This is a genomic window from Streptomyces kurssanovii (assembly GCF_040677245.1).
GTDB classification, from domain to species: domain Bacteria; phylum Actinomycetota; class Actinomycetes; order Streptomycetales; family Streptomycetaceae; genus Streptomyces; species Streptomyces kurssanovii.
Genome location: NZ_JBFAQK010000024.1, coordinates 44,807 through 70,251 on the forward strand (window position 1 = coordinate 44,807; position 25,445 = coordinate 70,251).

Annotated in this window: 24 protein-coding genes and 1 pseudogene; 6 read left to right on the forward strand and 19 right to left on the reverse strand. The window is 70.0% G+C overall.

Going from position 1 to position 25,445, the window contains the following annotated elements; translation table 11 throughout:
• Positions 1-44 precede the first annotated feature (44 nt).
• Positions 45-1,724: a tetratricopeptide repeat protein gene (locus tag AB0K36_RS18730; RefSeq protein ID WP_364595317.1), complete on the forward strand. Its 1,680-nt coding sequence runs from the start codon at positions 45-47 to the stop codon at positions 1,722-1,724.
• A 175-nt stretch (positions 1,725-1,899) separates the two neighbouring features.
• On the opposite strand, the gene AB0K36_RS18735 is transcribed toward AB0K36_RS18730, so the two are convergent.
• The 3 genes from AB0K36_RS18735 to AB0K36_RS18745 form a co-directional block, all read right to left on the reverse strand.
• The gene (locus AB0K36_RS18735) at positions 1,900-3,351 is read right to left on the reverse strand and encodes a TerD family protein (protein ID WP_364595320.1); all 1,452 of its coding nucleotides are present in this window, start codon (positions 3,349-3,351) and stop codon (positions 1,900-1,902) included.
• A gap of 164 nt (positions 3,352-3,515) precedes the next feature.
• Entirely contained in the window at positions 3,516-3,707 is a 192-nt protein-coding gene (locus AB0K36_RS18740) for a hypothetical protein (RefSeq protein ID WP_364595323.1), read from the reverse strand.
• A 310-nt stretch (positions 3,708-4,017) separates the two neighbouring features.
• A complete protein-coding gene (locus AB0K36_RS18745; RefSeq protein WP_364595326.1) occupies positions 4,018-4,494 on the reverse strand; it encodes a MarR family winged helix-turn-helix transcriptional regulator in 477 nt (158 codons plus the stop codon).
• A gap of 265 nt (positions 4,495-4,759) precedes the next feature.
• Here AB0K36_RS18745 and AB0K36_RS18750 point away from each other — a divergent pair, with 265 nt between their 5' ends.
• Positions 4,760-4,969 (forward strand): hypothetical protein, encoded by a 210-nt coding sequence (locus AB0K36_RS18750; RefSeq protein ID WP_364595329.1) that lies wholly within the window; start codon positions 4,760-4,762, stop codon positions 4,967-4,969.
• On the forward strand, positions 4,966-5,442 hold the full coding sequence (locus AB0K36_RS18755; protein WP_364595332.1) for an SsgA family sporulation/cell division regulator: 477 nt from the start codon (positions 4,966-4,968) through the stop codon (positions 5,440-5,442). Before AB0K36_RS18750 ends, AB0K36_RS18755 begins: the two co-directional genes overlap by 4 nt.
• A gap of 296 nt (positions 5,443-5,738) precedes the next feature.
• Here the strand turns inward: AB0K36_RS18755 and AB0K36_RS18760 are convergent, their stop codons facing one another.
• Complete coding sequence (locus tag AB0K36_RS18760) at positions 5,739-6,203, reverse strand: SRPBCC family protein (protein ID WP_364595334.1); 465 nt, start codon at positions 6,201-6,203, stop codon at positions 5,739-5,741.
• 46 nt (positions 6,204-6,249) lie between these two features.
• On the opposite strand from AB0K36_RS18760, the gene AB0K36_RS18765 reads away from it, so the two are divergent.
• Entirely contained in the window at positions 6,250-6,858 is a 609-nt protein-coding gene (locus AB0K36_RS18765; RefSeq protein WP_364595336.1) for a TetR/AcrR family transcriptional regulator, read from the forward strand.
• A gap of 69 nt (positions 6,859-6,927) precedes the next feature.
• On the opposite strand, the pseudogene AB0K36_RS18770 reads toward AB0K36_RS18765, so the two are convergent.
• Together AB0K36_RS18770 and AB0K36_RS18775 are read right to left on the reverse strand one after the other, a co-directional pair.
• Positions 6,928-7,211 (reverse strand): annotated as a pseudogene (locus tag AB0K36_RS18770) (ABC transporter substrate-binding protein); the annotation flags it as partial.
• A gap of 141 nt (positions 7,212-7,352) precedes the next feature.
• A complete protein-coding gene (locus AB0K36_RS18775; protein WP_364595338.1) occupies positions 7,353-8,045 on the reverse strand; it encodes a cold-shock protein in 693 nt (230 codons plus the stop codon).
• Here AB0K36_RS18775 and AB0K36_RS18780 point away from each other — a divergent pair.
• Entirely contained in the window at positions 8,044-9,771 is a 1,728-nt protein-coding gene (locus tag AB0K36_RS18780) for a SpoIIE family protein phosphatase (RefSeq protein ID WP_364595341.1), read from the forward strand. The two genes, AB0K36_RS18775 and AB0K36_RS18780, sit on opposite strands and share 2 nt — an antisense overlap.
• A gap of 102 nt (positions 9,772-9,873) precedes the next feature.
• Here the strand turns inward: AB0K36_RS18780 and AB0K36_RS18785 are convergent, their stop codons facing one another.
• From AB0K36_RS18785 to AB0K36_RS18810, 6 genes are all read right to left on the reverse strand, one after another.
• On the reverse strand, positions 9,874-11,310 hold the full coding sequence (locus AB0K36_RS18785) for an MFS transporter (protein WP_364595343.1): 1,437 nt from the start codon (positions 11,308-11,310) through the stop codon (positions 9,874-9,876).
• Between the two features lie 287 nt (positions 11,311-11,597).
• Positions 11,598-12,578, reverse strand: coding sequence for a non-homologous end joining protein Ku (gene ku, locus AB0K36_RS18790; protein ID WP_364595345.1), 981 nt, complete (start codon positions 12,576-12,578; stop codon positions 11,598-11,600).
• A gap of 267 nt (positions 12,579-12,845) precedes the next feature.
• Complete coding sequence (locus AB0K36_RS18795; protein WP_364595348.1) at positions 12,846-14,294, reverse strand: GH1 family beta-glucosidase; 1,449 nt, start codon at positions 14,292-14,294, stop codon at positions 12,846-12,848.
• A 55-nt stretch (positions 14,295-14,349) separates the two neighbouring features.
• A complete protein-coding gene (locus tag AB0K36_RS18800) occupies positions 14,350-15,273 on the reverse strand; it encodes a carbohydrate ABC transporter permease (RefSeq protein ID WP_364595351.1) in 924 nt (307 codons plus the stop codon).
• On the reverse strand, positions 15,270-16,289 hold the full coding sequence (locus tag AB0K36_RS18805) for a carbohydrate ABC transporter permease (RefSeq protein WP_364595354.1): 1,020 nt from the start codon (positions 16,287-16,289) through the stop codon (positions 15,270-15,272). The genes AB0K36_RS18800 and AB0K36_RS18805 overlap by 4 nt, the downstream gene beginning before the upstream one ends.
• 98 nt (positions 16,290-16,387) lie before the next feature.
• Positions 16,388-17,701 carry an ABC transporter substrate-binding protein gene (locus tag AB0K36_RS18810; RefSeq protein ID WP_364595357.1) on the reverse strand — a complete coding sequence of 438 codons (1,314 nt, stop codon included), beginning with the start codon at positions 17,699-17,701 and terminating at the stop codon, positions 16,388-16,390.
• Between the two features lie 295 nt (positions 17,702-17,996).
• On the opposite strand from AB0K36_RS18810, the gene AB0K36_RS18815 reads away from it, so the two are divergent.
• Entirely contained in the window at positions 17,997-19,013 is a 1,017-nt protein-coding gene (locus AB0K36_RS18815; RefSeq protein WP_364595360.1) for a LacI family DNA-binding transcriptional regulator, read from the forward strand.
• 47 nt (positions 19,014-19,060) lie between these two features.
• On the opposite strand, the gene AB0K36_RS18820 is transcribed toward AB0K36_RS18815, so the two are convergent.
• From AB0K36_RS18820 to dnaK, 7 genes are all read right to left on the reverse strand, one after another.
• Entirely contained in the window at positions 19,061-19,525 is a 465-nt protein-coding gene (locus tag AB0K36_RS18820; RefSeq protein WP_364595363.1) for a barstar family protein, read from the reverse strand.
• 101 nt (positions 19,526-19,626) lie between these two features.
• A complete protein-coding gene (locus AB0K36_RS18825) occupies positions 19,627-19,779 on the reverse strand; it encodes a DUF6126 family protein (protein ID WP_364595446.1) in 153 nt (50 codons plus the stop codon).
• 135 nt (positions 19,780-19,914) lie between these two features.
• Positions 19,915-20,265 carry an ArsR/SmtB family transcription factor gene (locus AB0K36_RS18830; RefSeq protein WP_189470156.1) on the reverse strand — a complete coding sequence of 117 codons (351 nt, stop codon included), beginning with the start codon at positions 20,263-20,265 and terminating at the stop codon, positions 19,915-19,917.
• A 440-nt stretch (positions 20,266-20,705) separates the two neighbouring features.
• Positions 20,706-21,446: a dienelactone hydrolase family protein gene (locus tag AB0K36_RS18835; RefSeq protein WP_364595366.1), complete on the reverse strand. Its 741-nt coding sequence runs from the start codon at positions 21,444-21,446 to the stop codon at positions 20,706-20,708.
• A 193-nt stretch (positions 21,447-21,639) separates the two neighbouring features.
• Positions 21,640-22,377: an SAM-dependent methyltransferase gene (locus AB0K36_RS18840; protein ID WP_364595369.1), complete on the reverse strand. Its 738-nt coding sequence runs from the start codon at positions 22,375-22,377 to the stop codon at positions 21,640-21,642.
• Between the two features lie 128 nt (positions 22,378-22,505).
• Positions 22,506-23,447 (reverse strand): nucleotide exchange factor GrpE, encoded by a 942-nt coding sequence (gene grpE, locus AB0K36_RS18845; protein ID WP_364595372.1) that lies wholly within the window; start codon positions 23,445-23,447, stop codon positions 22,506-22,508.
• Between the two features lie 47 nt (positions 23,448-23,494).
• Positions 23,495-25,384: a molecular chaperone DnaK gene (gene dnaK, locus AB0K36_RS18850; protein WP_364595375.1), complete on the reverse strand. Its 1,890-nt coding sequence runs from the start codon at positions 25,382-25,384 to the stop codon at positions 23,495-23,497.
• Between the last annotated feature and the right edge of the window lie 61 nt (positions 25,385-25,445).

Sequence of the window (25,445 nt, forward strand, 5' to 3'; positions counted from 1 at the left end):
TACGCGCCACCTGGCCGACCGGGCCGTACCTTCAGGAGAGACGGATGGACTACTACGACCTCGGCACCCACACCCGCCCCGTCACGACGTCCTCCCCGTCCGCCCAGATGTGGTTCGACCGGGGGCTTGTCTGGTCGTACGGCTTCCACCACGAGGAGGCCGTCTCCTGTTTCGAAGCCGCCGCCGCGGCGGATCCGGACTGCGCGATGGCCTATTGGGGCATCGCCTACGCCCTCGGTCCGAACTACAACAAGCCCTGGGAGTTCTTCGACGGCGAGGACCTGGCCCGAACCGTTGCCCGCACCCACGCGGCCGTCGAACGCGCGCACGAGAAGGCGGCCGGCGCGACTCCCGTCGAGCAGGCCCTGATCCGGGCATTGCGGTACCGGTATCCGCAGGCGGAAGCGGTCGAGGACTGTTCGGTGTGGAACGAGCCCTACGCCGACAGCATGCGCGCCGTGTACGAACTGGCTCCCGACGACCTCGATGTCGCCGCCCTCCATGCCGACGCGCAGATGAACCTCACGCCGTGGCAGCTGTGGGACCTGGGGACCGGGCTGCCGGCGGCAGGCTCACGCACGCTGGAGGCGAAGGCGGTCCTCGAGCGGGCGATCGGCACCGGGCGGGGGAAGGCGCACCCCGGCCTTCTGCACATGTACGTCCACCTCATGGAGATGTCCCCGACCCCCGAGGCCGCCCTGCCCGTCGCGGACCGGCTCCGTGGCCTCGTGCCCGACGCCGGGCACCTGCAGCACATGCCCACGCACCTGGAGGTGCTCTGCGGGGACTACCGGCGTGTGGTGTCGGACAACACCGCCGCGATCGCCGCCGACGAGAAGTACTACGCGCGGGCCGGCGCGATGAACTTCTACACGCTGTACCGCTCGCACAACTACCACTTCAAGATCTACGGTGCGATGTTCCTCGGCCGGTCGGGGACCGCCCTGGAGACCGCCGCACAGCTCGAGGCCTCCATCCCCGAGGAACTGCTGAGGGTGCAGAGTCCGCCCATGGCCGACTGGCTGGAGGGTTTCCTCGCCATGCGGGTGCACGTGCTCATCCGCTTCGGCCGCTGGTCGGACATCCTGGAACTGCCGCTGCCCGCCGACCCGGAGCTGTACTGCGTGACGACGGCGATGGTCCACTACGCCCGCGGCGTCGCCTTCTCGGCGACCGGCCGGATCCCGGAGGCGGAGAGGGAGCGCGAACTGTTCCGTGAGGCCGTCTCCCGCGTACCCGGGTCACGCACGCTGTTCAACAACACCTGCGTCGACATCCTCGCGATCGCGTCGGAGATGCTCGACGGCGAACTGGAGTACCGCAAGGGGAACCACGACGCCGCCTTCGCCGCGCTGGAGCGGTCGATCGCACTCGACGACCACCTTCCCTACGACGAGCCGTGGGGATGGATGCAGCCCACTCGGCACGCGTACGGCGCCCTGCTTCTCGAACAGGGACGCGTGGCAGAGGCGGAGGCCGTCTACCGGGCCGATCTGGGCCTCGACGACACGCTGCCGCGTCCTTCACAACACCCGGGCAACGTATGGGCGCTGCACGGATTCCACGAGTGTCTCCTGCGTCTGGGCAGGACCGGGGAAGCGCAGATCGTGGCCCAGCAGCTGAAGCTGGCGTCCGCCCTGGCGGACGTGCCGATCAACGCGTCCTGCTTCTGCCGTCTCGAAGCGGTCGCGGGGGCGGGCGAGGCAAGCGGCGGCTGCTGCTGACAACCCGCCCTCGGCCGCGCACGTGGGGAGCATCCTTCGCCGCGCGTGGGCCTCGGAGGGCCGGTCGCGGCCGTACAGCATCGCGTGACGCCGCGCCCGTGCTTGCAAATGCCTGCAAGCCGAACGCGGCGCCAGGTGGCTCTTTCCGCGTCTGGAGCGTCCGGCGGCGGGACGGTCAGTGCGTGCCTCGCCGTAGCCGGCCCTTGGCCTTGCCGATATCGGTCACTTGCGACAGGGCGCCGTCCGACTGTCGGCTGTGCGGCTCCAGGTGCTTGAGCCGCGCCCGCCACGGGCCGTCCGCCCGCTCCAGGTGCACGATGACCGGACCCTCGGGCAGCGGAACGGTTTCCCTCCGCTTGCCGATCTCGTTGACGACGTTCTCGTCCCTGGGCAGGGTGGCGGGGTCGTCGTGCCCCTCCAGTTCGTAGAGGTTGATGATGAGGTTGTCGTCGCCTCGGTAGCGGAGGGCGAGATCGGCCGTTCCTCCTGTGTGGAGCAGGACGTCGGGGCCCCGGAACTCCAGCTCTTCCTCCGTCAGGCGCGTCGCCGCGGCAAGCGGCAGCACCTGGAGCTGCCAGGGGCCTTCCGCCTTCAGCTGTAGCCGCAGGCGCCCGTTGCCCGGGACCAGGGCGAGGAGGCGGCCCCGGAAGTTCTCCTCCGTACTGTTGACGAGGGTGTCCCCCTCCTTGTTGAAGCGGGTGAGGGGCCACATGCCCGTGTATCCGTCTCCCCGGATGCTGAGGTCGACCACGACCGGTCCCGGCGGGAGCCCGTTCAGCGTGATCACGTCGTTGTCCCGGCCTGTCTTCGTGTACGGCTCGAAGACGGCACCGAACGCCCAGTCGGGCCCGCTCGGCTGCGGCGGGAACGGTGGAGCCACCGCCGCGGGCGCCGGAGCGGAAGGCACCCCGAAGACCGGCACCGGAGCCGGAGCCGAGGGCTGGATCGGGGCCGCGGCAGGGGCCGGGGCATGGAACGGGACCGCGCCCGGTGCCGCAGGCGGCGCAGACGGCGCAGACGGCGCAGGCGGCGCGTGGAACGGAACCGGGCCCGAAGCCGCAGCCGGCGCCGGTGGCTGGAACGGAACCGGAACCGGAGCCTCGGCCTGAGCCTGCGCCTGGACGTGGGCCTGGGCCTGGGCGTCTTCCGCCACGTCCACGCCGTGGTCCCTCGCCAGACCGGCGAGGCCGTTCACATAGCCCTGGCCCACCGCTCGGAACTTCCAGCCCCCCGCCCGCCGGTACAGCTCCGCGAGCACCATCGCCGTCTCGCCGCCCGCATCCGTCACGTCGTACCGCGCTACCGACGTGCCGTCCGGCGCGAACGCCTCCACGGACAGCTCGTCCACGTCCCGCAGCGCGCCGACCTCCGCCGACCCGACCACCAGCACGCGGACGATCTCGTCCTCGATCGCGGTGAGGCCGGCCTCCAGCCACACCGTGCCGCTCTCCTCCCCCAACAGCCTTACGGCACCCGAGGGATGGATCGGCGCACCGTGGAACACGATGTCCCCGTCCCCCCGTACCCGGCCCGTCTCCGTCAGGAACAGGACCGCGACATCCAGCCCGTTCCGCACCGCGAGCCGCAGCGGCACCGTCGGAACGAAGCCGTTGCCTCCCTTGATCATTTCCCCTCCCCAAAATGGATCACTCCCGAATCCTGCGGTCGCGCAGTCCTTCGGGACAAGCCCTGGATCGCTGGAGGGGGGCGGGGATCCGGGGGGGGCGGCAGCGTGCTTCTGCGCCGTGTGCTCCTGGGCTCCCGGGACAGGGCCGGCCTCGGCCGGGCGGCTCAGTCGCCGCCGCCCCCGCCGCCGCCGCACGAGGATCCGCCGCCGCAGGAGAAGCCGCCCCCGCAGCCGTAGCCACCGCCGTCTCCACCGCCGCGGCGCCCGCCCCGGCCCCTTGTCTTCTTCTTCCCACCCGCCCCGACGAGCAGGATCACGATCACGGCGAAGCCCGCGATCATCAGGAAGTCGGCCATGTCGTCCCCCGTGGGTCTCTGTCACGCGTGCCTGTCGCGTCGCGTGTGCGAGGACGATGCCCCCGACGACCGGCGACCCAACCGGACTTGAGCAACTCCAGAGCTTGGGCCGTCCGACCGCCGGCTGTCAGGCCGGGCGCCCGCGCGGGGGGAGGGGCGGTCGCCCGGAAAAGGCCCCGGCACCGGTCGTGGGTGGGTCACGAGGACGATCACGCCGGGGTACCGGGCCAGCGCCTCCTTGAACTCTTCGTAGAGCGCCGGCCCGGAGGTGGTGGGACGGAACGAATACCCCACCCGTATTCGGAAGCGCTCACCGGCTGGACGGTTCGGCCTCTTCCAGGCGTGCGAGTACCTTGTCGAGCACCGTGCCCAGAGCGGCCAGATCGTCGGCTCCGACGGCGTCGAAGATGAGGTTGCGCACGGTCCGCACATGGGCAGGGGCGGCCTGTTCGATCGTGGCCCGGCCTTCGGCCGTGAGGACCACATAGGCGCCTCGGCCGTCGTCGGGAACCTCCTCGCGCCGTACCAGGCCCCGGTTCTCCATGCGCTTGATGTGGTGGGAGAGGCGGCTGCGTTCCCAGCGCAGGGCGCGCGCGAGGTCCTGCACCCGCACCCGGGCCTCGGGCGTGTCCGTGAGCTGGACCAGAACGTCGTAATCCGGCAACGACAGTTCGGAGTCCGCCTGCAATTGGCGGTGCAGGGCCGTGGGCAGCTCGGTGTTCACCCGCAGCCAGCTGCGCCAGACGTGCTGCTGCTGCTCGGTCAGCCAGGGGGAGTCGGTGTCCATGCGGCCAGCGTATCCAGAATTCGGTGACGCGTCACCTGAAGTAGTTGACGTGTCACCTAGCGTCTGGTGAAATATGCGTGACGCGTCACGTATTTCCCGGTTCGGGGAGCGCCTGCCACCGGCCGGCGCTCTCAAGCACAAGAGGAGAAGCGACATGAGGATCCGTCACAGAGGTGCCGGACCGTGCTGTGCGTTACCAGAGCCGCGTCCGGCAGGGGCCGCCACCTCCGGGGCCGCCCGCTGCGCCGCGAGCCGCTGGAGGCGCATGAGCGCTGAACGCGGAACCCGAAGTGAGCGCTACTTCGGCGCCGTCCGGTTCGAGCCGGACTCGTCAGCGTCGTTCGAGCGCATGCCGGCCACACTGATCAGCGACGCGGGCGAGAACCGGCAGGCGTGGTACATGGACGTCACGGACCTGGCTCCGAGGGGCAGCCTCAAGGACACACCCTCCGGCCCGGGAGGGGAACAGGGATGACCCACAACGAGCCCACCGCCGTCCCGCCACAGCACTCGACCGCATGGCTGTGCACCACACACCTCATGCTGCACGCGATCACCGCCGGCCGGAACATTCCCGTCCCCGCCTGCCTGGCGTACTCGGCCGAAGACCCGTACACCGTGTACCTGGACAGCCACACCGACACGGCCGTTCCGGTCACCTGGGCCCTGTCCCGGGAACTGCTCACCGCCGGCACCAGGCGCCGCTCCGGCGCGGGCGCCGTGTCGATCTACCCCGGCCACGGCGACGATGCGGACAGCCTCTACCTCCTCCTCGCCGGCCACGACGGGACGGGTGAGACGGACACGCTGTTGCTGCGTGCCCAGGCGGCGGATGTCGAGGCCTTCCTGCGCTGGAGCGAGCACATCGTGCCGCCCGGCCAGGAGAGCGACCACCTCGACCTCGACGAACTCGTCCGGCAACTCCTCGAACACGGCCCCGATGCCTGACCCCCAGGCCAGATATCACCCCGCGCGCGGCCGCGTGACGGCGCCCGGGGACGGAGATCCCTCCTCCCCCGGCGACACTCAGGCCGGAGGGAGCGTGCCCGGCGCCGTCACACGCGTCATCTCTCCAACTGCACGCGTCCGTGCCCGCTCGCCGGCGTCACGTGTTCTGCTGCCCCAAGGGCCGGACGCGGGGACCCGGTTGTGGACCGAGCGGCGGCTCCGGGAGCCCGCGCCCGGCTGCGTGGGGCGAGCCGTCGCGGGACCCGGTTCCGCGGCGGGCAGAGGAGGCGCCGCCGTCAGGAGCCGGCAGCGGAGACGTTCCGGGCCAACTCGGTGGCCAGGCGTCGCATGACCGTGTGGTTGGCGCGTCGCATCGTGGTCCGTACGACAGGGGCCAGCAGTCGGTCGGCGAGAGGGGCGCGCACCCAGGTATACGTGAACGAGATGTGGGTCCCACCGGTCGGCAGCGGCTCGATGGCGTAGGTGCCGTGGGCCAGGCGCCGGCCGGCCGCGCTGACGTTGCGTTCGACGATGCGCCGCGGCGCTTCGGCCTCGACGACCTCGATGGCGACGTCGGTCTTCGTGCCGGCCAGCGCGGCGGTGACCGTGGCGCACGATCCGATGCCGCGGGCGGGGCCGCTGTAGCGCCAGTCGGTCAGGTAGTGGTCGGTGAACCGCTCGTGGTGAGCCATGACATCGAGGAAGTCGTAGACCTGCTCGGGCGTCTGAGGTACGTCGATCGACACGGTGACAGACTTCATGTACCACACGGTACATGCGCCATGTACCAAACGGTACACTCGGGATGTGGTGACAACGTACGACCCGCATCCCGAGCGCGAGGCCGGGCAAGGCAAGCATGGGGACCGGCGCGCCCAACTGGTGGACGCTGCCGTCGAGCACGTCGCGGCACACGGCATCGCGGACCTGAGCCTGCGCGGCCTGGGCGCCGCGATCGGCGTCAGTCATCGCATGCTGATCCACTACTTCGGCTCCAGGGAACAACTGTTCGTCGAGATCGTCCGGGCGTCGGAGCGACGCCAGCGCGAGCTGCTGTCCCGGCTCCGCCTCGAGCCCGACCTCCCGCCCGCCGATGCCGCACGGCTGCTGTGGCGGCAACTCACCGACCCTCGGCTGGCCGGTCAGGAGCGGCTCTTCTTCGAGATCTGCGGGCAAGCGCTACGGGGCCGCCCCGAGGCCGTCCCGGTCCTCGAAGGGCTTGTGACGGACTGGCTGGAGCCGCTCGTGGCCGCGGAGACGGCCGCAGGAGCGGACGCCGCCACCGCCCGGAACCGGGCCAGGCTGGGACTGGCCACCGTCCGCGGTCTGTTGCTCGACCTGCTCGCCACCGGTGACCACGCCGGCGTCGACGCGGCGATGGAGGAGTTCCTCCGGATGTACTACGGCTCAAAGTGATGGAGTCTCCGATCAGCCGGTCGGCAGGGCGGCAGGGCAGCAGGGCGGCTGTGGAACCTCGGTGCTCTCTCAACCGGGGTGAAGGCCCCGGAAGCGATCGGGTTCCGCCGGATCTCGATCGACGACCTGGATCGGCGTCCGATCCCATTGCCACATGCTGATGCCTGGCGTGCGGGAGAAGCGGATCCGACCGCGGGTGCCTTCGACCCCAACATGCGGCCAGGACGCGGCGATGCGCGCCGGTCCGGGCCATGAGAGCGCAGCACATCAGCGAGGACGGCGACCGTGTCGTAGCCCGCGAAGGCGACGAAGGAGGGCGCTGCGCCCAGCCGCTCGCGGAGGGCCGTCCCGACTGCCATTGCATCCATTACCATCACCGGCAGGCAACCGATGATCCGTTCGCTGAACTGCTGAGCCGTGAGCGGCACGTTGCCAGGCACAGCGTCCGTGAGGCGCTCGCTCGAATCGCCGCGGCCGGCTGTTGACGGTGCCCTTCAAGCTTCAACAGCGCGATGATCACGACCGGCGCCGAGTCCTACCGCCTCGTCCACAGCAGGGCACAGGCCGAGCGGTCCGGAGCCATCTGAACTCCGCGTGTCCGGCGGGGCTTCGGCGGACACGGGACAGATGTTGTCGGCCCGGATGCCTGCGGAGTCCCGCGTGAGGTCGAAGAAGACCCTCTCACCCACGAGCAACGAGTGGCCCCCGTGGCCGTGGATCGCTGAACGGTACGCGACGGCATCGGGCCGCCCGTCATCGGGCACGACGAGGCCGACACCCCGTTCAGGGTCGAACCACTTCACTGTTCCCAAAGGCACAGGGCATCCCCGCCGTGATCCTCGACTCGGTGGGGGGGGCTCGCACAGCGTCCGCCCGCTCACCACCGGCCACAAGAGGCGTGCTTTCAGCGCGAGAAGCACGCCCCGGCGCACACGCCCCCGCCACGCCCCCGCCGGCCGGGCCACCTGCTCTCGTGGGCCATCACACCGGAAAACCTCGTGCCCAACACCCGACGATCCGCCGCCCCCAGTGATCACCGGAGCCGGGCGGGAGCCGACACCCCCCGCAAAGTCATAAGCGGCCGGCGGCACCACTCGCCGCGGAGCATCTCGCGTGTTTCCACTGATGCACTGAGAGAAAGTGGAAGAGTCCCTTATCCGCGCCGGCCACGACGAGGGCAGAGACATGCAGGATCAAGACGCCTCGGCACCGGGAGGACACGCTCCTGCGGACGGGCCGGGACTGCTGTCGGCCAGGCTGAGCTCGATCGCCGCCGCTGCCTACCTGGCGGACGAGCACGGCATCATCATGGCCGTCAATGCGACAGCCGAACAGCTCCTCGACCGGCCCGCCGGCGAACTTCTCGGGCAGGACGGGCACGAGCTGCTGCACCGAAACGCCCATGGCCAGCCGGTACCGAGAAGCGCGTGCCCGATCCGGCAGGCCGTCCTGGCGGGCCGCCCCGCGCAGGGCGCAGAACTCTGGTTCGAGCAGGGCGACGGCTCCCTGAGGCCCGTGGCCTGGCTGGTCACCGGATACGACGACGGCAGCCGGCGGGGCATGCTGGTGCTCTTCCATACGCTCGACGACAAGGAGCCGGGTTCGGTTCAAGAGCCCCTCTCCGAACTGGAGCGGCTGGCGCTGTTCGCGGAGCTGACCACCCGGCTGACCTCGACGATGGACGTCGACGAGGCCCTGAACCGGCTGGTGCGTCTGGTGGTGCCGCGGCTGGCGGACTGGGCTGTCGTCGACCTGATCACCGAGTCGGGCGAGGTGCGGCGCTGTGCCGTCGTCCATTTCGAGGACGGCGCTCTGGCATCCCAGGAGAACCTCGTCGGGCCCATGCCGGCAGTTCCTCAGGAGTCCCAGCTCCCTCTGTCCCGTGCGCTGCGGGGCGCGGCATCGGCGCTGGCGGGTCCGGAGACCTACCAGGGAGAGCCGGACTCGGGGATCGCCGTCGAACAAGGACGGCTCTTCGCCGCCACAGGGATCCAGTCCGCCGTCATCGGCCCGATCCGCGGCCTGCGGGACGTGCTGGGTGCTCTGACCCTGGGCCGTTCCGAGTGCCTGAACCCTTTCACCACCGCCGATCTGCCGCTGCTGGAGGAGATCACGCGGCGAGCCGGGCTGGCGCTGGACAACGCCCGTCTCTACGAACGGCAGCGGAAGGTGTCGGAGACGATGCAGCGGCACCTGCTGCCGCAGCTGCCGAGCGTGCCGGAGCTGGAGATGACAGCCCGTTACGTGCCGGCACCGGACGCCTCCCACGTCGGCGGCGACTGGTACGACGCTTTCGTCCTGCCGGACGGTGCGACCGCGCTGGTCATCGGGGACGTCATCGGACACGACCTGGACGCGGCGGCCGACATGGCGCAGCTGCGCAACATGCTGCGCGCCTACGCCTTCTCCAGGCAGGAACCACCCAGCAAGATCGTCGAATGGCTCGACGAGGCCGCCATGCATCTGTCCGGGGCCGACATGGCCACCCTCGTCCTCGCCCGGCTCACGGACATCGGATCGCCCGGCTGGGAACTGACCTGGACCAACGCGGGCCACCCACCACCGCTGCTCATCACCCAAGACGGAGTGACGCGGTACCTCACCGACGGCCACAGCGTCCTCCTCGGCACCGGCCTCCTGCACCCACGCCCGGACGCGTCGCTGCTCCTGCCACCCGGCGCCACCCTGCTGCTCTACACCGACGGCCTCGTGGAAGAACCCGGCACATCACTCGACGACGGACTCGACCGCCTCAGCCGCCAGGCCGCCGCCCTCGCGCACCACCCCCTGGACGCCTTCACCGACCAACTCCTCGCCCGTACGCGCCCCGCGGCCAACGACGACGACGTCGCCGTCCTCACCCTGCGCACCACCACCCGGACCGGCGACCGGCCCACCACCATGAACCCCTGACTCATTGGACAGAAAAGGGACCGCCCGATGTCTCCTTGAGACGTCGGGCGGTCCCGGTCCGCCGGACCTGTACGCTTCCCCGGCCGCGTAGCAGCCCATCGGCTACACGCCGACCTGCTCACCGTGCGACGCGGGGGCTGCCTGGGCCTGCGCGGCGGCCTTGTCACCGCGCATGAGCAGCAGGGTGATGACGCCACCGATGGCCGCGATCGCGGCGGCGCCGGTGAACGCGGAGGAGAAGCCGTCGGTAAGGGCTGGCAGGTTGCCCGGTTCGCCGGCGCCCTGCGACATGGCGACCGCTGTCAGGGCGGCCAGGCCGAGGGCCGAGCCGACGTTGTAGGTCGTGTTGACGATGCCGGACGCGAGACCGGCCTGCTCCTGCGGGGCGCCGGACATCGCGGCCATCATCGCCGGAATGTAGGCGAGCGACATACCGAGCGCGGCGACGAGCGACGCGGGCAGCACGTCGACGAGGAAGGTACCGGTCGGCTCCACGGCCGACAGCCACAGCAGGCCGGCGGCGAGGACCAGCAGACCGCCCGCGATCAGCGGCTTGGCCCCGAACCTGCCCATGAGCCGGGCCGTGACGGCCGTCATGAAGATCATGAGGAGCACGGTCATGGGCAGCAGCGCGGCGCCGGAGGCGAAGGCTCCGTAGCCGAGAACCTGCTGCAGGTAGAGGTTGAGGAAGTACCACATCGGGATCCACGCGGCGCCCAGCAGCGTCATCGCCAGGTTGGCCGGTCCGAGCCGCGGGACACGCCAGATGCCGAGCGGCATGAGCGGCTCGCGCACCGCCTTCTGGATCACGAAGAAGAGGATCAGCAACGCTGCCGCGCCGGTCAGCTGCAGCACGGTGCCGGTAGAGCCCCAGCCCACCTCCGGCGCCCGGACGACGGCGAAGACCGTGAGCGCCAAACCGGCGGTGACGGCGACCGCGCCCAGTACGTCGACCGAACCGCGACGGCTCGCGACGGACGGCAGCAGCTTGGTGGCGGCGAGGGTCGCCAGGCCGATCGGAACGTAGATGATGAACACCCACGGCCAGCTCAGCCACTCGGTGAACACGCCGCCGAGGAACACACCGGCGGTTCCGCCCGCGGGCGCGGCGGCGCCGTAGAGGGCCATCGCCTTGCCGAGCTCCTTCGGGTTGTGCCCGAAGAGCATCATCAGCAGCGTCATCGCGGCCGGCGCGATCAGTGCGCCGCCCACGCCCTGGACCGCCCGGCCGACGACCTCGACCCAGGCGGTCTGGGCCGCCGCCGCGACGACGGAGCCGGCGATCATGACGACCCAGCCGGCGTTGAACACCTTGCGCGCGCCGAGCAGGTCGGAGAGACGTCCGCCGAGGAGCAGCAGCCCGCCGAAGGCGATGACGTACGCGTTGAAGACCCACTGCAACTCGCCCTGCGAGAAGCCGAGGTCCTTCTGCATCTCGGGGAGCGCGACCCCGATGATCGAGGTGTCCATGATGACCATGAACTGGGCGGCTGCGAGCACGGCGAGCGCCCACCACCGCCGGGGATTGACCGTTGACATGACCGAATCTCCCTTGACTACGTCAATACCCCCCTAGGAGTACCCCCGAATCGGGAAGATACCCCTAGGGGGTATGAAGAAGCAAGGGTTCCTAGCCGATTCCGGCCGACAGGCAGGCGGGAGGGCCCAGGCTCACAGCAGGAAGAGCCGTGGCCATGAGGGCCGCAGCAGTGACGGGCACAGAGACAGCGCGAGGCCGCGGCCGGTCCCCGTTCCGGTCGCGGCCTTCCGGGCGTGAAGGTCCGTGCAGGTTCAGCAGGCCAGGAGGCCCGCGGCTTCCGAGCCCGCTAGGAGGCCCGCGGCTTCCGCCGTTCGGCGGCCTTCTTCGGAGCGGCCTTCTTGGCGGCGGACTTGGCCGCCGTCCCGGCGGCGGTCTTCTTTTCCGCGGTCTTCTGCTCCGCGGTCTTCTTCGCCGTCTTCTTCGCCGTCTTCTTGCCCGCCGTCTTCTTCGGCTTGGGCATCTCGTGCACAGTGGCGTGCTCGCCCTCGCCCCGGGACGCGCGTGCTTGCGTGACGGAGGCGTTGAGGGCGGCCATCAGGTCGACGACCTGGCCTCCCGGCTCCGCCGCCTCCGCTGCGGGGGCAGGCTGCTTGCCTTCGGCCTTGGCGGCGATGAGTTCCTCGAGGGCCTCGCGGTAGTGGTCGGTGTAGTGGGAGATGTCCTCCTCCCCCATCGCGTCCATGAGCGCGATCGCCCCGTCGACCTCCGAATCGTCGATCTCCACGGCCGGCGGTGCCAACGACTCCGGGGACCTGATCTCGTCCGGCCAGTGCATCGAGTGCAGGACCAGGGCCTCGTCCTTGACCCGCAGCAGTCCGAGGCGCTCGCGGCCGCGGAGGGCGAACTTGGCCACGGCGACCTTCGACGACCGCTGCAATGCCTGCCGCAGCAGCTTGTACGGCTTGGCCGCGACCTGACCGTCGCCCTCCAGGTAGTACGAGTCGCCGATCCGTACCGGGTCGATCGACCCCGCCGGCACGAACGCCACGATCTCGATCGCCTTCGCCGTCGGCAGCGGAATCTCCGCCAGGTCCTCGTCCGTCACGGCGACCAACTGGTCCTTGGAGACCTCGTAGCCCTTGACGATCTCGTTGTCGGACAACTGCTTCCCGTCCACTTCGCAGACCTTGCGGTAGCGCACCCGGCCCATGTCCTCCAGGTGGACCTGCCTGAAGGAGATGCTGTGGTTCTCCGTGGCGGGCACGACCTTGATCGGGATCGTGACCAGCCCGAAGCTGATGGCGCCGGACCAGATGGGACGGGGCATGAGCGACCTCCAGTACGGCCCGAGCGCTGCCATGGAGGATCTCGGTCGCGTGTCGCGATCTCGGGGCCGACGCCCTACGGATGCCCGCTCTCACGCCGAGACCCCACAGCTTGTCTTTCGCACAACGCTATGAGGGGGAGACGGTCCATGCCACTCACGGGCATCCCTGTCGCCGGCCGGCGGCGACCCGGGCAGCACGTGACCTTCGTGAACGTCGTGCGGGCCAGGGTCCGGTGCCGTGCACCGGTCCCTGGCCCGTGGCGGACGTCAGTCGAGGGGCGTCAGCGTGCCCGTGCGCGCCAGTTGCGCGTACCAGCGCGAGCTCGCCTTGGGGATGCGCCTGCCCGTCGGGTAGTCGACGTAGACCGTGCCGAAGCGCTTGCTGTACCCGTAGCCCCACTCGAAGTTGTCCAGCAGGGACCAGAGGAAGTAGCCGCGCACGTCCACGCCCGCCTCGATCGCCCGGTGCACCGCCGTGAGGTGTCCGTGCAGATAGGCGATACGGTCCGGGTCGCGGACCTCGCCGCTCGGGTCGACGTAGTCGTCGAAGGCCGCGCCGTTCTCGGTGATCACGAGGGGCGTGCCCGGGAGGTCCGCGCCCAGGCGCAGCAGGAGGTCGTGCATGCCGGTCGGGTCGACCGCCCACCCCATGGCGGTGGTGCTGCCGGGCGGCAGGTGGAAGGCCACGTTGTCGGCGCCGGTCCAGGGGCTGTGGTCGCTTCTGCCGTGGCCGTCGGAGCCGTGGCTCGTCCCGTCGGCCGCGGCAGACACCAGGGTCGGCGTGTAGTAGTTGACGCCCAGGAAGTCGAGCCGCTGCTTGATGTCGACGGTGTCGCCGTCGCGTACGAAGGACCAGTCCGTCAGGCGGGCCGTGTCCTCCAGCAGGTCGGCGGGGTAGGCCCCTTCGAACATGGGCCCGGTGAAGACCCGGTTGGCGAGGGCGTCGATGCGGCGCGCCGCGTCGACGTCGGGGGCCTGCCCGGTGAGCGGCCGCACATGGTGGATGTTGAGGGTGACGGACACCTGGGCGCCGCCGGGCAACGCGGCGCGCAGGGCCTGGACCGCCTTGCCGTGCGCCAGGTTGAGATGGTGCGCGGCGCGCAGGGCCGCCACCGGCTCGGTGCGGCCGGGTGCGTGCACACCGGAGCCGTAGCCGAGGAAGGCGCTGCACCAGGGCTCGTTGAGGGTGGTCCAGGTGCGTACCCGGTCGCCGAGGGCGTCGGCGGCGAGTGCGGCGTACTCCGTGAACCGGTCGGTCGTGGCCCGCTCGGGCCAGCCGCCGGCGTCCTCGAGCTCCTGCGGCAGGTCCCAGTGGTAGAGCGTGGCGACCGGCTGGATGCCCTTGTCCAGCAGTGCGTCGGTGAGCCGGCGGTAGAAGTCCAGTCCCTTCTGCACCGCCGGGCCGCGGCCGGTGGGCTGCACGCGCGGCCAGGAGATCGAGAACCGGTACGCGCCGACGCCGAGGTCGGCCATGATGGCGACGTCTTCACGCCAGCGGTGGTAGTGGTCGGTGGCGATGTCGCCGGTGTCGCCGTTGCGGACCTTGCCTGGGGTGCGGGCGTAGGTGTCCCAGATGGACGGGGTGCGGCCGTCCAGCGCGGCTGCTCCCTCGATCTGGTACGCGGCGGTCGCCGTGCCCCACAGGAAGTCCTGCGGGAAGGTGCGGGTGGCGGGCGCCTGGTCGGCTGGGGCGACGTGCCGGGTTGCGGTGGTCACGTGGGTCCTTCCGGTGACGGGGAGAACGGGAAATGAGGAAGAGGGGGTGTCCGGCTCAGCCCTTGACGGCGCCCTGCATGATGCCGCCGACGATCTGGCGGCCGAAGACGACGAACATCGCCAGGAGCGGCAGCGTGCCCAGCAGGGCGCCGGCCATGATCAGTGACTGGTCGCGGATGTATCCGGCGCTGAGCTGGGTGAGCGCGACGGGCACCGTCGGATTGCTCATGTCCAGGGCGATGAACGGCCAGAAGAAGTCGTTCCAGGCGTGCACGAATGTGATCATGAACAGCACGGACATCGCCGGCCTGGCGATCGGCAGGACGATGCTCCAGAAGATGCGGAGCGAGTGCGCGCCGTCCACCCTGCCCGCCTCGACGAGTTCGTCGGGCAGTGCCTCGGCGAGGTACTGGCGCATGAAGAACACGCCGACGGCGCTGACCAGGGTGGGGAAGATGACGGCGGGCAGTTTCTGTCCCCAGCCCAGGTCGCTCATCATCATGAACAGCGGTACGACGCTGAGTTGGGGCGGCACCATCATCGTGCCGATGACCAGCATCAGCAGCACGTTGCGCGCCTTGAACCGCAGCTTGGCGAAGGCGAAACCGGCGAGCGTGGCGAAGAGCACCGTCGCCAGCGCGATGCAGCCGGCGACGATCAGGCTGTTGATCATCGCCTTGCCCATCGCGGCCTCGTCCCAGGCCCTGGCCAGGTTCTCGAACAGGTTCGGCCCGGGCAGCAGCGGAGGCGGGGTCTGGGTCACGCGGGTGTTGTCCGTCGAGGCCGCCACCATCGTCCAGTACAGCGGGAAGAGCGAGGTGAGCGCGGCGATCGCGAGGAGTACGTAGGCGAGCGGGCCCGCATGGTGCTGACGGCCGGCCCGCATCCGCATCATCGGACGGCGGCGGGCCCTGCCGGGGGATTCCTGGACGGCACCGGGACCGTGCTCGGCCCGGACCGGGAGGCTGTCGGTGGTCATGATGCGGTGCTCCTGGTCGGTCCGGACCTGCGGGACGCGGCGCGCCTGACGAGGCGCTGGACGACGAAGACGAGGACCAGCAGGAGGAACATCACCCATGCGACGGTCGCGGCCCGGCCCATCTGGTAGTTCTTCCAGCCCTCCTCGTACAGCAGCAGTCCGAGGGTCTGGTACTGGTTGTCGGCGCCGCCGGTGATGCCGTTGGGGCCCTGCCCGAAGATGAGCGGTTCGCCGAACAGCTGCGTCGCGCCGATCGTCGACAGCACCATGGTGAAGACGATGGTGGAGCGGATTCCGGGGACGGTGACGGTGAGGAACTGCTGCCAGCGCGAGGCGCCGTCGATGGCGGCCGCTTCGTAACGCTCGCGCGGGACGGCTTGCATGGCGGCGAGGTAGAGCAGTGCGTTGTAGCCGGTCCACCGCCAGATCACAATCGTGGAGATGGCGATCTGGGCGGCCCACTTGTTGTTCTCGAAGTCGACGTTGTCGAAGCCGAAGAGGCCGAGCATCCAGTTGATCATGCCGAAGTCGCGTTCGAAGAGCATGGTGAACACGAGCGCGGCCGCACCGACCGAGGTGGCGTACGGAGTGAGGGCGGCCACCCGGAAGAAGGTCGAGCCGCGCATACGGTAATTGAGCAGGTGGGCGAGGCCGAGGGCCATCAGCAGCTGCGGCACGGTGGAGATCACGCCGAGGGTGATGGTGTTGCCGACCGCGTTCCAGAAGTGTTCGTCCTCCCACAGCGCGACGTAGTTGTCGAAGGCCACCCACTCCATGACGTTCATGGTGGCGAGCTCGACCCGGTGCAGGGAGATCCACGAGGTGTGGACGAGCGGGTAGAAGCTGAAGGCGGCGAAGACGACGAAGAACGGGGCGACGAAGGCGTACGGCGCGCCGCGTACGTCCAGCCGGTGGAGCAGGGCGCGCCGGCGCGGGGGCGCGCCGGCATCGTGTGCGCCGGGAGCCGACTTGTCGGCGGGTCCGCCGGCCGGCGCGACGGGGGTGGAAGCGGCCACGGGGACAACCTTCCTGTGAGGCCTGGGTGCGGAGGGCTCGACCCCGGTGACCGCCTGCCCGTGCGGGCGGCGCGGTCACCGGGCGGACGGGGGCGGGCTCAGCCGGTGGCCTTCTTGATCCGCTCGTCCGTGGTCTTCCAGGCCTCTTCAGGGCTCTTGTTCTGGGACTCGATCAGCGTCAGGCCCTGCGAGAAGATGTCCTTGATCGTGCCGTCCTTGCGTCCGAGGACCTGCTCGTCGGGGATCTCCTGGGCCGCCGCGCCGAAGATCTCGCCGATGGGCGCGCCGCCGAAGTACTCCTGCTCGGCCCCGGTCACGGCCGGCGACGTCAGCGCCTTCTGCGAGGAGGGGAAGTTCCCGAGCTTCTGGAAGACGAACTCCTGCTGCTCCGGCGCGGTGAGCCAGGCGACCAGCTTCTTCGCCTCCTCCTTGACCGGGCTCTGCTCCATCACGCCGAGGAAGGAACCGCCCCAGTTGGCGCCCTTCGGGGCCTTGGCGACGTCCCACTTGCCCTTGTTCTTCGGCCCGGCCTTCTCCGTGATGTGGCCGAGCATCCACGCCGGGCAGACGGTGGTGGCGAAGGTGCTGTTGGACAGGCCGGGGTCCCATCCGGGCTGGAACTGACGCAGTTTGGCGGTCAGTCCGGTCGTCGCGGCCTGTGAGGCGAGGTCCCAGGCGGCGGCGACGGCGGGGCTGTCCTGGTAGATCAGCTCTCCGTCCTTGTCGTAGAACTGCTCGGAGTTGCCGTAGATCATGGCGTTGAACAGGCCGCTGGCGCTGTCCATGAAGGCGACCTGGTCACCCTTGAAACCGGCCTTGAAGTCCTTGCCGGCCTGGACGTACTTCGACCAGTCGCCCGCCCACAGCTTCGCGACCTCGTTCCGGTCCGTCGGCAGTCCGGCCTGCTCGAACAGGTCCTTGCGGTAGCAGACGGCCATCGGGCCGATGTCGGTGCCGAGCCCGATGAGCTTCTTGTCCGGGGTGGTGACCTGGCTGAGCTTCCAGGGCAGGTAGTGATCGATGCCGGGTACGCCGGAGAGGTCGACGAACTTGTCGGCCTGGGTGTCCACGAGCTCCTTGGCCCGCCCGATCTCTATGCCCTGGATGTCCTTCAGTCCGCTGCCGGCCGCCAGGTGCGTCTGCAGGGCCGTGTAGTAGGTCTGCTCGTCACCGGCCACGTCGGCCTTGATGGTGACGTTCGGGTTCTCCTTCATGTAGCGGTCCAGCAGGCCGGTCTCCTTGTACCCCATGACGCCGAAGAGGCCCATGGTGATGGTGACCTTGCCGTCCTTGACGCCGCCGCCGGTACCGGAGTCGCCGCCGCTGCTGCAGCCGACGATCAGGCCGAGGGCGGCGAGCGCGGAGACCGTGCCCGTAATTCTTGTACGCAACAGCTTCTGATTCCTGGTCATGGTGTCCTCCCCAGCGGCGGTGCCGATGCACCGGAATACGGACATGCGGGTCCGCTCAACGGCCCGATCCATCGGTGGGCACGTTCCCAAGCTACGATGGGAACGTGCCCACCAAGGTGCACGAAGACTGACGGCCTCGCTGTGCGCCTGTCAAGAACTTGAAACCAGATCGTCTTCCGACGCACATCTCGGGGGCGAACCCGAGGTGAACCGGCCCGATCGCCGGGCACAGCGCGGACTTCTGGCAAAATGCGCTGCCTGGCGGCGTGTCACGCCGATCGACGAGGGAGGAGCCATGGGGGGCAGCCGGCGGCCGACCATCAAGACCGTGGCAGCGCGGGCCGGTGTGGGCCGCACGACGGTTTCGCGCGTCATCAACGGTTCGGAGCTCGTCAGCGACGAGGCACGGGACGCCGTTCTGGCGGCGATCGCGGAGCTGGGTTACGTACCGAACTCCGTCGCCCGGGGACTGGTCACCAGCAGGACCGACTCGATCGCCCTGGTGATCCCGGAGTCGGAGAGCCGACTGGGCTCGGAGCCGTACTTCTCGGCGGTCATCCGGGGCGTCAGCACCGGCCTGGCCGACACCCGGACCCAGCTCCAACTGGTCCTCGTACGGGACAAGGGTGAACAGGACCAGCTCACCGACTCGGTCGCCGCACGACGGGTGGACGGCGTCCTGCTGGTCTCCGTGCACGAGCAGGACCCCCTGCCAGGGCTGCTCGAGGACATGGGGCTGCCGACCGTGCTCGCCGGCCGCCGCTCCCCCGCCGAGTCGCTGAGCCACGCCCACTCCGACAACGTGGGCGGCGCCGCCGCCGCGGTGCGGCACCTGGTGGAACGGGGCCGGAAGACCATCACGACGATCACCGGACCGCTCGACATGGACGTCGGCCGGAGCCGCCTGCACGGCTGGCGCGAAGCCCTTACCGCGGCCGGCCGGGACTCCGGCGGCCACCTCGTCGCCGCCGCCGACTTCACCGAGGAGGGCGGCAGACAGGCCATGCGTTCGCTTCTTGAACGGATCCCGGAACTCGACGCCGTCTTCGCGGCGTCAGACGTGATGGCCGCCGGCGCGATGAGCGAGCTGCGCGCGCAGGGTCGACGGATCCCCGAGGACGTGGCGGTGATCGGCTTCGACGACTCCTTCATCGCCCGGCACACCGACCCCCCGCTGACGACCGTGCGCCAGCCCGTCGAGGAGATCGGCCGGACCATCGCCCGCATCCTGCTGGCCGAGATCACCGACCCCGGCGCTCGACGTCAGCACGTCGTACTGCCCACGGAGCTCGTCGTCCGCGACTCCACCTGACGCGCGACCGGAAGCAGCGCCCTTGTCACGGGCCCGGGCCCGCCGACCTACGACGAGGGCGCTCCTTCCGGGCGAGACCGCAGCTGGTCCCGAAGGAACGGGACCGATGCGGCGTCGCACGACATGACGATCACGAGTCTGCCGGATTCGATGCCCTCGGGCCGCTGTGTGAAGGACCATCGCTGTCCTGCCCGCAGGAGGGCCTTGAACAGCAGCAGTCGTTCAGCGGGATTCTCCGACAGTGCCTCGTCCGCCGCTTCGAGGATCAGCACGTAGTGGTCCACAGACAGCCACTTCAGGTCGCGCAGACAGTCGGCGAGGGCATCCCAGTTCCACCCGAAGTAGTCGGGCAGTCTCAGCCTGTCGTAGAACTGCTGGAAGACGGCGTCCGCGTCGTGCATCTCCCGGCCGTCGAGACGCGCTACGTAGGTCCTGCCGGTCGCGGGGAGCAGTACATCGACAGGCAGGGCGCCTTGCTTCGCGACCACGTGCAACCAGGGCACGGCGTGCACGGCCCCCCCTCCCTCCCGTGATCGAGCGACTTCTCTTCGGACAGTGCCCTGGCGGCCGCCAGGACCGGGCGTCGGCCGAACCCGCTCATGCGGGTCCGCCGTCACTTCTGCGCGTGCTCGCCCACGTAGAACAGAAGCCAGACGAAGCCGGCGAACAAGTGGCTCGCGAAGACGTACACGAAGACGCGCAGCATCACACCGCGCTCCTTCCACTTCTCCAGGTCCTGCTCTTCGTGCTTCGCCTTGCGTGCCACGTCGTCCCTCACAGTCGTCTCGGTCAAGCGGCTTCGCGCGCCCGGAGCCGGTACCGCACAAGCGGTTTTCGCGCTGTCCCGCGGCGGGTCCGGCCGCCGGCCGGTGAGCGCGGCGGCTTACGCCGCGCTCTCGCGTCAGGACGTTTCCTTCTCCGCCTGGCGCAGCTCGGCCAGCAGTTCCTGCTGCCCGGTCAGCAGCACCGACAGAATGCGGCGGGCAGCGGCGAGCAGCTCCGCCACGTCCCCTCCCGCCAGCTCGTAGACGACCGTCGAACTCTCGCGGGTCGCCCGGACGATGCCCGAGCGGCGCAGCACCGCCAACTGCTGCGACAGACTCGAAGGCTCGATCTCGATCGCCGCCAGCAGGTCCCGTACCGGCATCGGCCCGTCCTGCAGCAGCTCGAGAACCCGGATACGCACCGGGTGTCCCAGCATCCGAAAGAACTCGGCCTTCGCCTGATACAGCGGTACCGGAAGAGCGGTCATGCCTCCCTCACCCCGTCCTCCCTCGCCTCAGCGGCTCGCTCACGCCACGCTCCTGCCCTCATCACCTGCTGACTTGAAAAACTCTTCACATCGTAAACCCCGCCGGGCATGCGGCGGCGTGGCGCTCCTCGGATCCAGGCATCGGGGACAGGCGAGATCCGGACGGCGCCCGTCGGGGCCGTCCGCAGCCCCACCAGCGCTCCTGCCGCATGAACGATCCCGCTCTGGAGCTGCTGCGCACCCGTCCGGAGCTCGCCTGGCTTCTTCTATGAAAACCGACAGCGCCTGAAACCGAACTTCATGACTTCAGGCAGCACGGGCCCCCTGCCGAGAGTTCAGCAGGGGCCCACGGTGTGGGGAACTGCGGAGGGCCAGGACCCGATGAACGGCAGGCCGGCCGACATGAGCTACCGTCTGCTGCTTGGTCCGGCGAATCGGCCTCACTTCAGATGTCGGGTGAAGAACCGGGCCGCGGAGTCGGCGGCGAATTGCGGGACGCCGGTGTGTCCGCCCATGTTGGCGTGCAGGGTCTTCTCCCTGGAGCCGAAGGCGTCGAACAGGTCGAGGGCCGTCTGTCGGTCGTTCCCTTCGTCGTCCCACTGCAGCAGCACGTGCAGCGGAACGGTGACCTGGCGGGCCTCCTCGAACATGGCGCGAGGGACGAAACTCCCGGCGAACAGAACGGCGGCCGCGATGCGCGGCTCGACCACCGCCAGCCGGGTCCCGATGGAGATCACGCCTCCCGAGTACCCGACCGGGCCGCCGATCTCGGGCAGCGAAAGGAGGGCATCCAGGGCGGCCTGCCATTCCGGAACCGCCTTGTCGACGAGCGGGAGGACGAGGGCGTCGACGATCTCGTCGCTGACCGGCTCGCCGGCCTCCATCGCCCGGCGCAGGTCGGCGCGGGCCTGCTCGGCGGCGGGCCAACGGGGCCGGTCACCGCTTCCGGGAAGTTCGATGGTGGCCGTGGCGAAGCCATCCGCTACGGAGTGCCGGGCCCGGGCCACCAGTCGGGGGTACATCTTGCGCAGCCCGAGGGGAGGGTGGCCGAGCAGGATCAGCGGCGCCGGTGCGGACGCGGAGGCGGATGCGGGCGTCCACAGGAGGCCGGGGATCTCACCGAGGGTGAATTCGCGTTCGAGGACGCCGTCGTCGAGGCGCTGCTCGGAAGTGAAACGCATGGTCGTGCCTTTCGGGAGTGCACTGGAACGGCGCTCCCGGACGACCGCCTATCGCCCGACCGTGACCCCGGGGAGGAGCACCCATGTCGATACTGCGTTCACGGGTACCACCTCCTCGATCTCTCGCACGGCCTCCGGAAATGTAGCGGTGGTCGCCCTCGTCCGCCAACCGGGTTTTGCGATCCGGCCCGGCTCAGTCGGCCGTGCGCCGCAGGACCAGGGAGACGAAGCCCCAGCTGTCGCGGTAGACGCGCAGCCAATCGGACCGGTGGGCAGTGGCCACGGCGAGCGCCTGCGGACTGTCCGGATCGTCACGGTGGTCGAGAGCCCAGGTGGCCAGTGATCCCGTCCACGACCACTCGTAGGCGTCGAGCTCCTGACGGGTGCTCACGTGTCCGTGCACCGGTGTCCAGCCGTCGTCGACGACCCGCTCCACCGTGGTCGCCAGGTCGGTGAGGTCCCCGAGCATCTCGACGGCCTCCTGTGAGGGCGCGCGCTCCCAGAAACCGTCCCCGATCAGGACGCGGCCCCCGGGCGCCAGGTGCGTGCGTGCCGCCGCGAGGGTGGGGAGCAACCCGCCGAAGGCGTGCGCCGCCCCTGTACTGATCACAAGATCGAAAGCGTGCGGCGAGTCGAAGCCGGCCGCGTCGTGGTGATGGAGGGTGAGGCGCTCGTGGACCCCGAGCTCGATCGCGGTCTCTCTCGCTCGGGCCAGGGCGCGTTCGGAGACGTCGACGCCGTCGCCCTTCAGACGGGGCTGCGCGGCCAAGGCGCGCAGCAGCCACTCCCCGCCGCCGCAGCCCAGGTCCAGCACGCGCTCGGCGCCGGGTCGGATGCCGTGCCGGAGCAGCAGGCGTACGGAGTCGTCGTCCAGCGGGGACGCTACAGGGTGATCGACATGGGCGAGGCACGAGATCTGTTGACGGTCCACCGGCGCAGCCTGGCAGTGCCGGTGGACGCACGCACCTGCTTTTCCGGATGCGGGCGCGGGCACCGGCGCGGGCCGGATGCCGGTACCGGGGACCGGAGCGGATCGGGACGCCGGACGCCGGACGCCGATCAGACCTCGGACCGGGTCCCGCGCTCGCCGCCCTCCCCCGGCCCGCCGTCCGGCCGTTCCCGACGCGAGCCCGGCTCGCCGGCGGCCGGCGAGCCGCCCCCTACAGCGGCGACCCCACCCGAACCGGTGCCCCCGCCCGAGCCGATGGTCGACTGAACCGTGCCGATGGTATGCGGAACCGAGCCCGTGGTCTGCGGAACCGAGCCCGTGGTCGGCGGACCCGTGACGACTACCTGTGCGGGCCGCAGGAGATGGTCACCGACCCGGTAACCGGGCCGCAGCACCGCGCTGCAGACAGGCCGCTCCTGCTGCTCCGACTCCGTGTAGTCGAGCGCCTCATGGGCCGTCGGATCGAACGGCTCCCCCACCTCGCCGACGGACTGCAGACCGAGCGCGGCCAGTCGTGCCTCGAGGAGATCGGCGACGCACGTGAACCCCTTGGACGTCTCACCGTGCTCGCGCGCCTGGACGACGGTGTCCATGACCGGCAGGAGAGCGCCGAGCACGTTGGACACGGCGATCTCCTGCACCGCCATGCGGTCGCGTCGCACGCGCTTGCGGTAGTTGTCGTACTCGGCCTTCGTCCGCTGCAGATCGGCGGTCCGTTCGGACAGTTGTGAGCGCAGCTTCGCGATCTCCGGTGGTTCGTCGCCGCCGGGCACGTCAGCCGCCGCCGTCCGCTCCGGCGCCTGGTCCTGCGCCCGCCCCTGATCCTGCCCACGCCCAAGCCCCTGCCCCTGCCCCTGCCCCGCAGCCCGGCCGTGCTCCGGCTCCGGCTCCGGGCGCGGATGCGGATGCCGGGCCTCCAGGCCCGCCCCCGCACCGGCCGTCCGCGGCGCCGCCGCGTCGGTGTTCTCCGATGTCGCGGGCCCAGGTGACCCGGTGGTCCCACGCAGCTCCAGGGTGACCGGATCGATCCGGCGTCGGTCGCGGATGATCACGGGCGGACGCTGCTCCCTCCTGTCAGCGCGTCGATCGTTCGGAACGCTCATCCTTCGCCTCCCTGCCGCCTGTCCTCGTCGACGACCTCGGCGTCGACGACCTCGTCGTCGGACGCGCCCTCTCCCTCGCCGCTCGCCTGGCCACCGGTGGCCCCTCCCGTGCCCGTCGCGCCCGCCCCGCCCTCGGGCCGGGCCTGGGCGTAGATGGCGGAGCCGACCTTCTGGGCGGCCACGCTGACCTTCTCCGTGGCCTCGCGGATCGCGGTCGTGTCGTCGCCCTTGAGCTTCTCCTTGAGGTCGCCGATCGCGGTCTCGACCTCCTGCCTGGCGTCCTGCGGGACCTGGTCCGCCTGGTCGCGCAGCAGCTTCTCGGTGTTGTAGACCAGCCCCTCCGCCTGGTTGCGGGTCTCGGCCGCCTCCTTGCGGCGCCGGTCGTCCTCCGCGTGCTGCTCGGCCTCGCGCATCATGCGGTCGATGTCCTGCTTGGGCAGGGCGGAGCCGCCGGTGACGGTCATCTTCTGCTCCTTGCCCGTGCCCAGGTCCTTCGCGGTCACGTGCATGATGCCGTTGGCGTCGATGTCGAACGTGACTTCGATCTGCGGCACCCCGCGCGGGGCCGGCGGCAGACCGGTCAGCTCGAACATCCCGAGCTTCTTGTTGTACGCCGCGATCTCACGCTCGCCCTGGAAGACCTGGATCTGCACGGACGGCTGGTTGTCCTCGGCCGTGGTGAAGACCTCGGAACGCTTGGTCGGGATCGTGGTGTTGCGCTCGATGAGCTTCGTCATGATGCCGCCCTTGGTCTCAATACCGAGGGACAGCGGGGTCACGTCCAGCAGCAGGACGTCCTTGACCTCGCCCCGCAGCACACCGGCCTGGAGCGAGGCGCCGATGGCGACGACCTCGTCCGGGTTCACACCCTTGTGCGGATCCTTGCCGGTCAGTTCCTTGACGAGCTCGGTGACGGCGGGCATCCGGGTCGAGCCACCCACCAGGATCACGTGGTCGATGTCGTCGACGCTGATGCCGGCGTCCTTGATCGCGTTGTGGAACGGGGCCTTGCAGCGCTCCAGCAGGTCAGCGGTCAACTGCTGGAACTGGGCGCGCGTCAGCTTCTCGTCCAGGTGCAGCGGGCCCTCGGCGGAGGCCGTGATGTAGGGCAGGTTGATCGTCGTCTCGGTCGCGGAGGAGAGCTCGACCTTGGCCCGCTCCGCGGCTTCCCGCAGCCGCTGCAGGGCCATCTTGTCCTGAGCGAGGTCGATGCCGTAGCCGTTCTTGAACTGCTTGACCAGATGGTCGACGACGCGCTGGTCCCAGTCGTCGCCGCCGAGGTGGGTGTCACCGTTGGTGGCCTTCACCTCCACCAGGCCCTCCCCGATGTCCAGCAGCGACACGTCGAACGTGCCGCCACCGAGGTCGAAGACGAGGACCGTCTGGTCGTTCTCCTTGTCCAGGCCGTACGCGAGCGCGGCGGCGGTGGGCTCGTTGATGATCCGCAGCACATTGAGACCGGCGATCTCCCCCGCCTCCTTGGTGGCGGTGCGCTGCGAGTCGTTGAAGTAGGCGGGCACGGTGATCACGGCGTCGGTCACGTCCTCGCCGAGATAGGCCTCCGCGTCCCGCTTCAGCTTCTGCAGCACCCGGGAGGAGATCTCCTGCGCGGTGTAGCGCTTGCCGTCGATGGAGCCCGAGTCCGGGAAGCGCCACTGCGCCTCCCCCATGTGCCGCTTGACCGAGCGGGCGGTGCGTTCGACGTTGGTCACCGCCTGACGCTTGGCGATCTCCCCGACGAGCACTTCGCCGCTCTTCGCGAAGGCGACCACCGAGGGCGTGGTCCGCGCCCCCTCCGTACTGGCGATGACGGTCGGCTCGCCGCCTTCGAGGACGGACACCACCGAGTTGGTCGTACCGAGGTCGATACCGACTGCACGGGTCATCTCAGCTCTCCTTCCTGCACGGGCTCGTCGGCGCGCCCGCCGGGGCGCGCCGCGCCGGAGG

Coding starts and splice junctions, on each gene's coding strand:
- AB0K36_RS18730 (WP_364595317.1), top strand. CDS start 45: ATGGACTACTACGACCTCGGCACCCACACCCGCCCCGTCACGACGTCC.
- AB0K36_RS18735 (WP_364595320.1), bottom strand. CDS start 3,351: ATGATCAAGGGAGGCAACGGCTTCGTTCCGACGGTGCCGCTGCGGCTC.
- AB0K36_RS18740 (WP_364595323.1), bottom strand. CDS start 3,707: ATGGCCGACTTCCTGATGATCGCGGGCTTCGCCGTGATCGTGATCCTG.
- AB0K36_RS18745 (WP_364595326.1), bottom strand. CDS start 4,494: ATGGACACCGACTCCCCCTGGCTGACCGAGCAGCAGCAGCACGTCTGG.
- AB0K36_RS18750 (WP_364595329.1), top strand. CDS start 4,760: ATGAGCGCTGAACGCGGAACCCGAAGTGAGCGCTACTTCGGCGCCGTC.
- AB0K36_RS18755 (WP_364595332.1), top strand. CDS start 4,966: ATGACCCACAACGAGCCCACCGCCGTCCCGCCACAGCACTCGACCGCA.
- AB0K36_RS18760 (WP_364595334.1), bottom strand. CDS start 6,203: ATGAAGTCTGTCACCGTGTCGATCGACGTACCTCAGACGCCCGAGCAG.
- AB0K36_RS18780 (WP_364595341.1), top strand. CDS start 8,044: ATGCAGGATCAAGACGCCTCGGCACCGGGAGGACACGCTCCTGCGGAC.
- AB0K36_RS18775 (WP_364595338.1), bottom strand. CDS start 8,045: ATGTCTCTGCCCTCGTCGTGGCCGGCGCGGATAAGGGACTCTTCCACT.
- AB0K36_RS18785 (WP_364595343.1), bottom strand. CDS start 11,310: ATGTCAACGGTCAATCCCCGGCGGTGGTGGGCGCTCGCCGTGCTCGCA.
- ku (WP_364595345.1), bottom strand. CDS start 12,578: ATGCCCCGTCCCATCTGGTCCGGCGCCATCAGCTTCGGGCTGGTCACG.
- AB0K36_RS18800 (WP_364595351.1), bottom strand. CDS start 15,273: ATGACCACCGACAGCCTCCCGGTCCGGGCCGAGCACGGTCCCGGTGCC.
- AB0K36_RS18810 (WP_364595357.1), bottom strand. CDS start 17,701: ATGACCAGGAATCAGAAGCTGTTGCGTACAAGAATTACGGGCACGGTC.
- AB0K36_RS18815 (WP_364595360.1), top strand. CDS start 17,997: ATGGGGGGCAGCCGGCGGCCGACCATCAAGACCGTGGCAGCGCGGGCC.
- AB0K36_RS18830 (WP_189470156.1), bottom strand. CDS start 20,265: ATGACCGCTCTTCCGGTACCGCTGTATCAGGCGAAGGCCGAGTTCTTT.
- AB0K36_RS18835 (WP_364595366.1), bottom strand. CDS start 21,446: ATGCGTTTCACTTCCGAGCAGCGCCTCGACGACGGCGTCCTCGAACGC.
- dnaK (WP_364595375.1), bottom strand. CDS start 25,384: ATGACCCGTGCAGTCGGTATCGACCTCGGTACGACCAACTCGGTGGTG.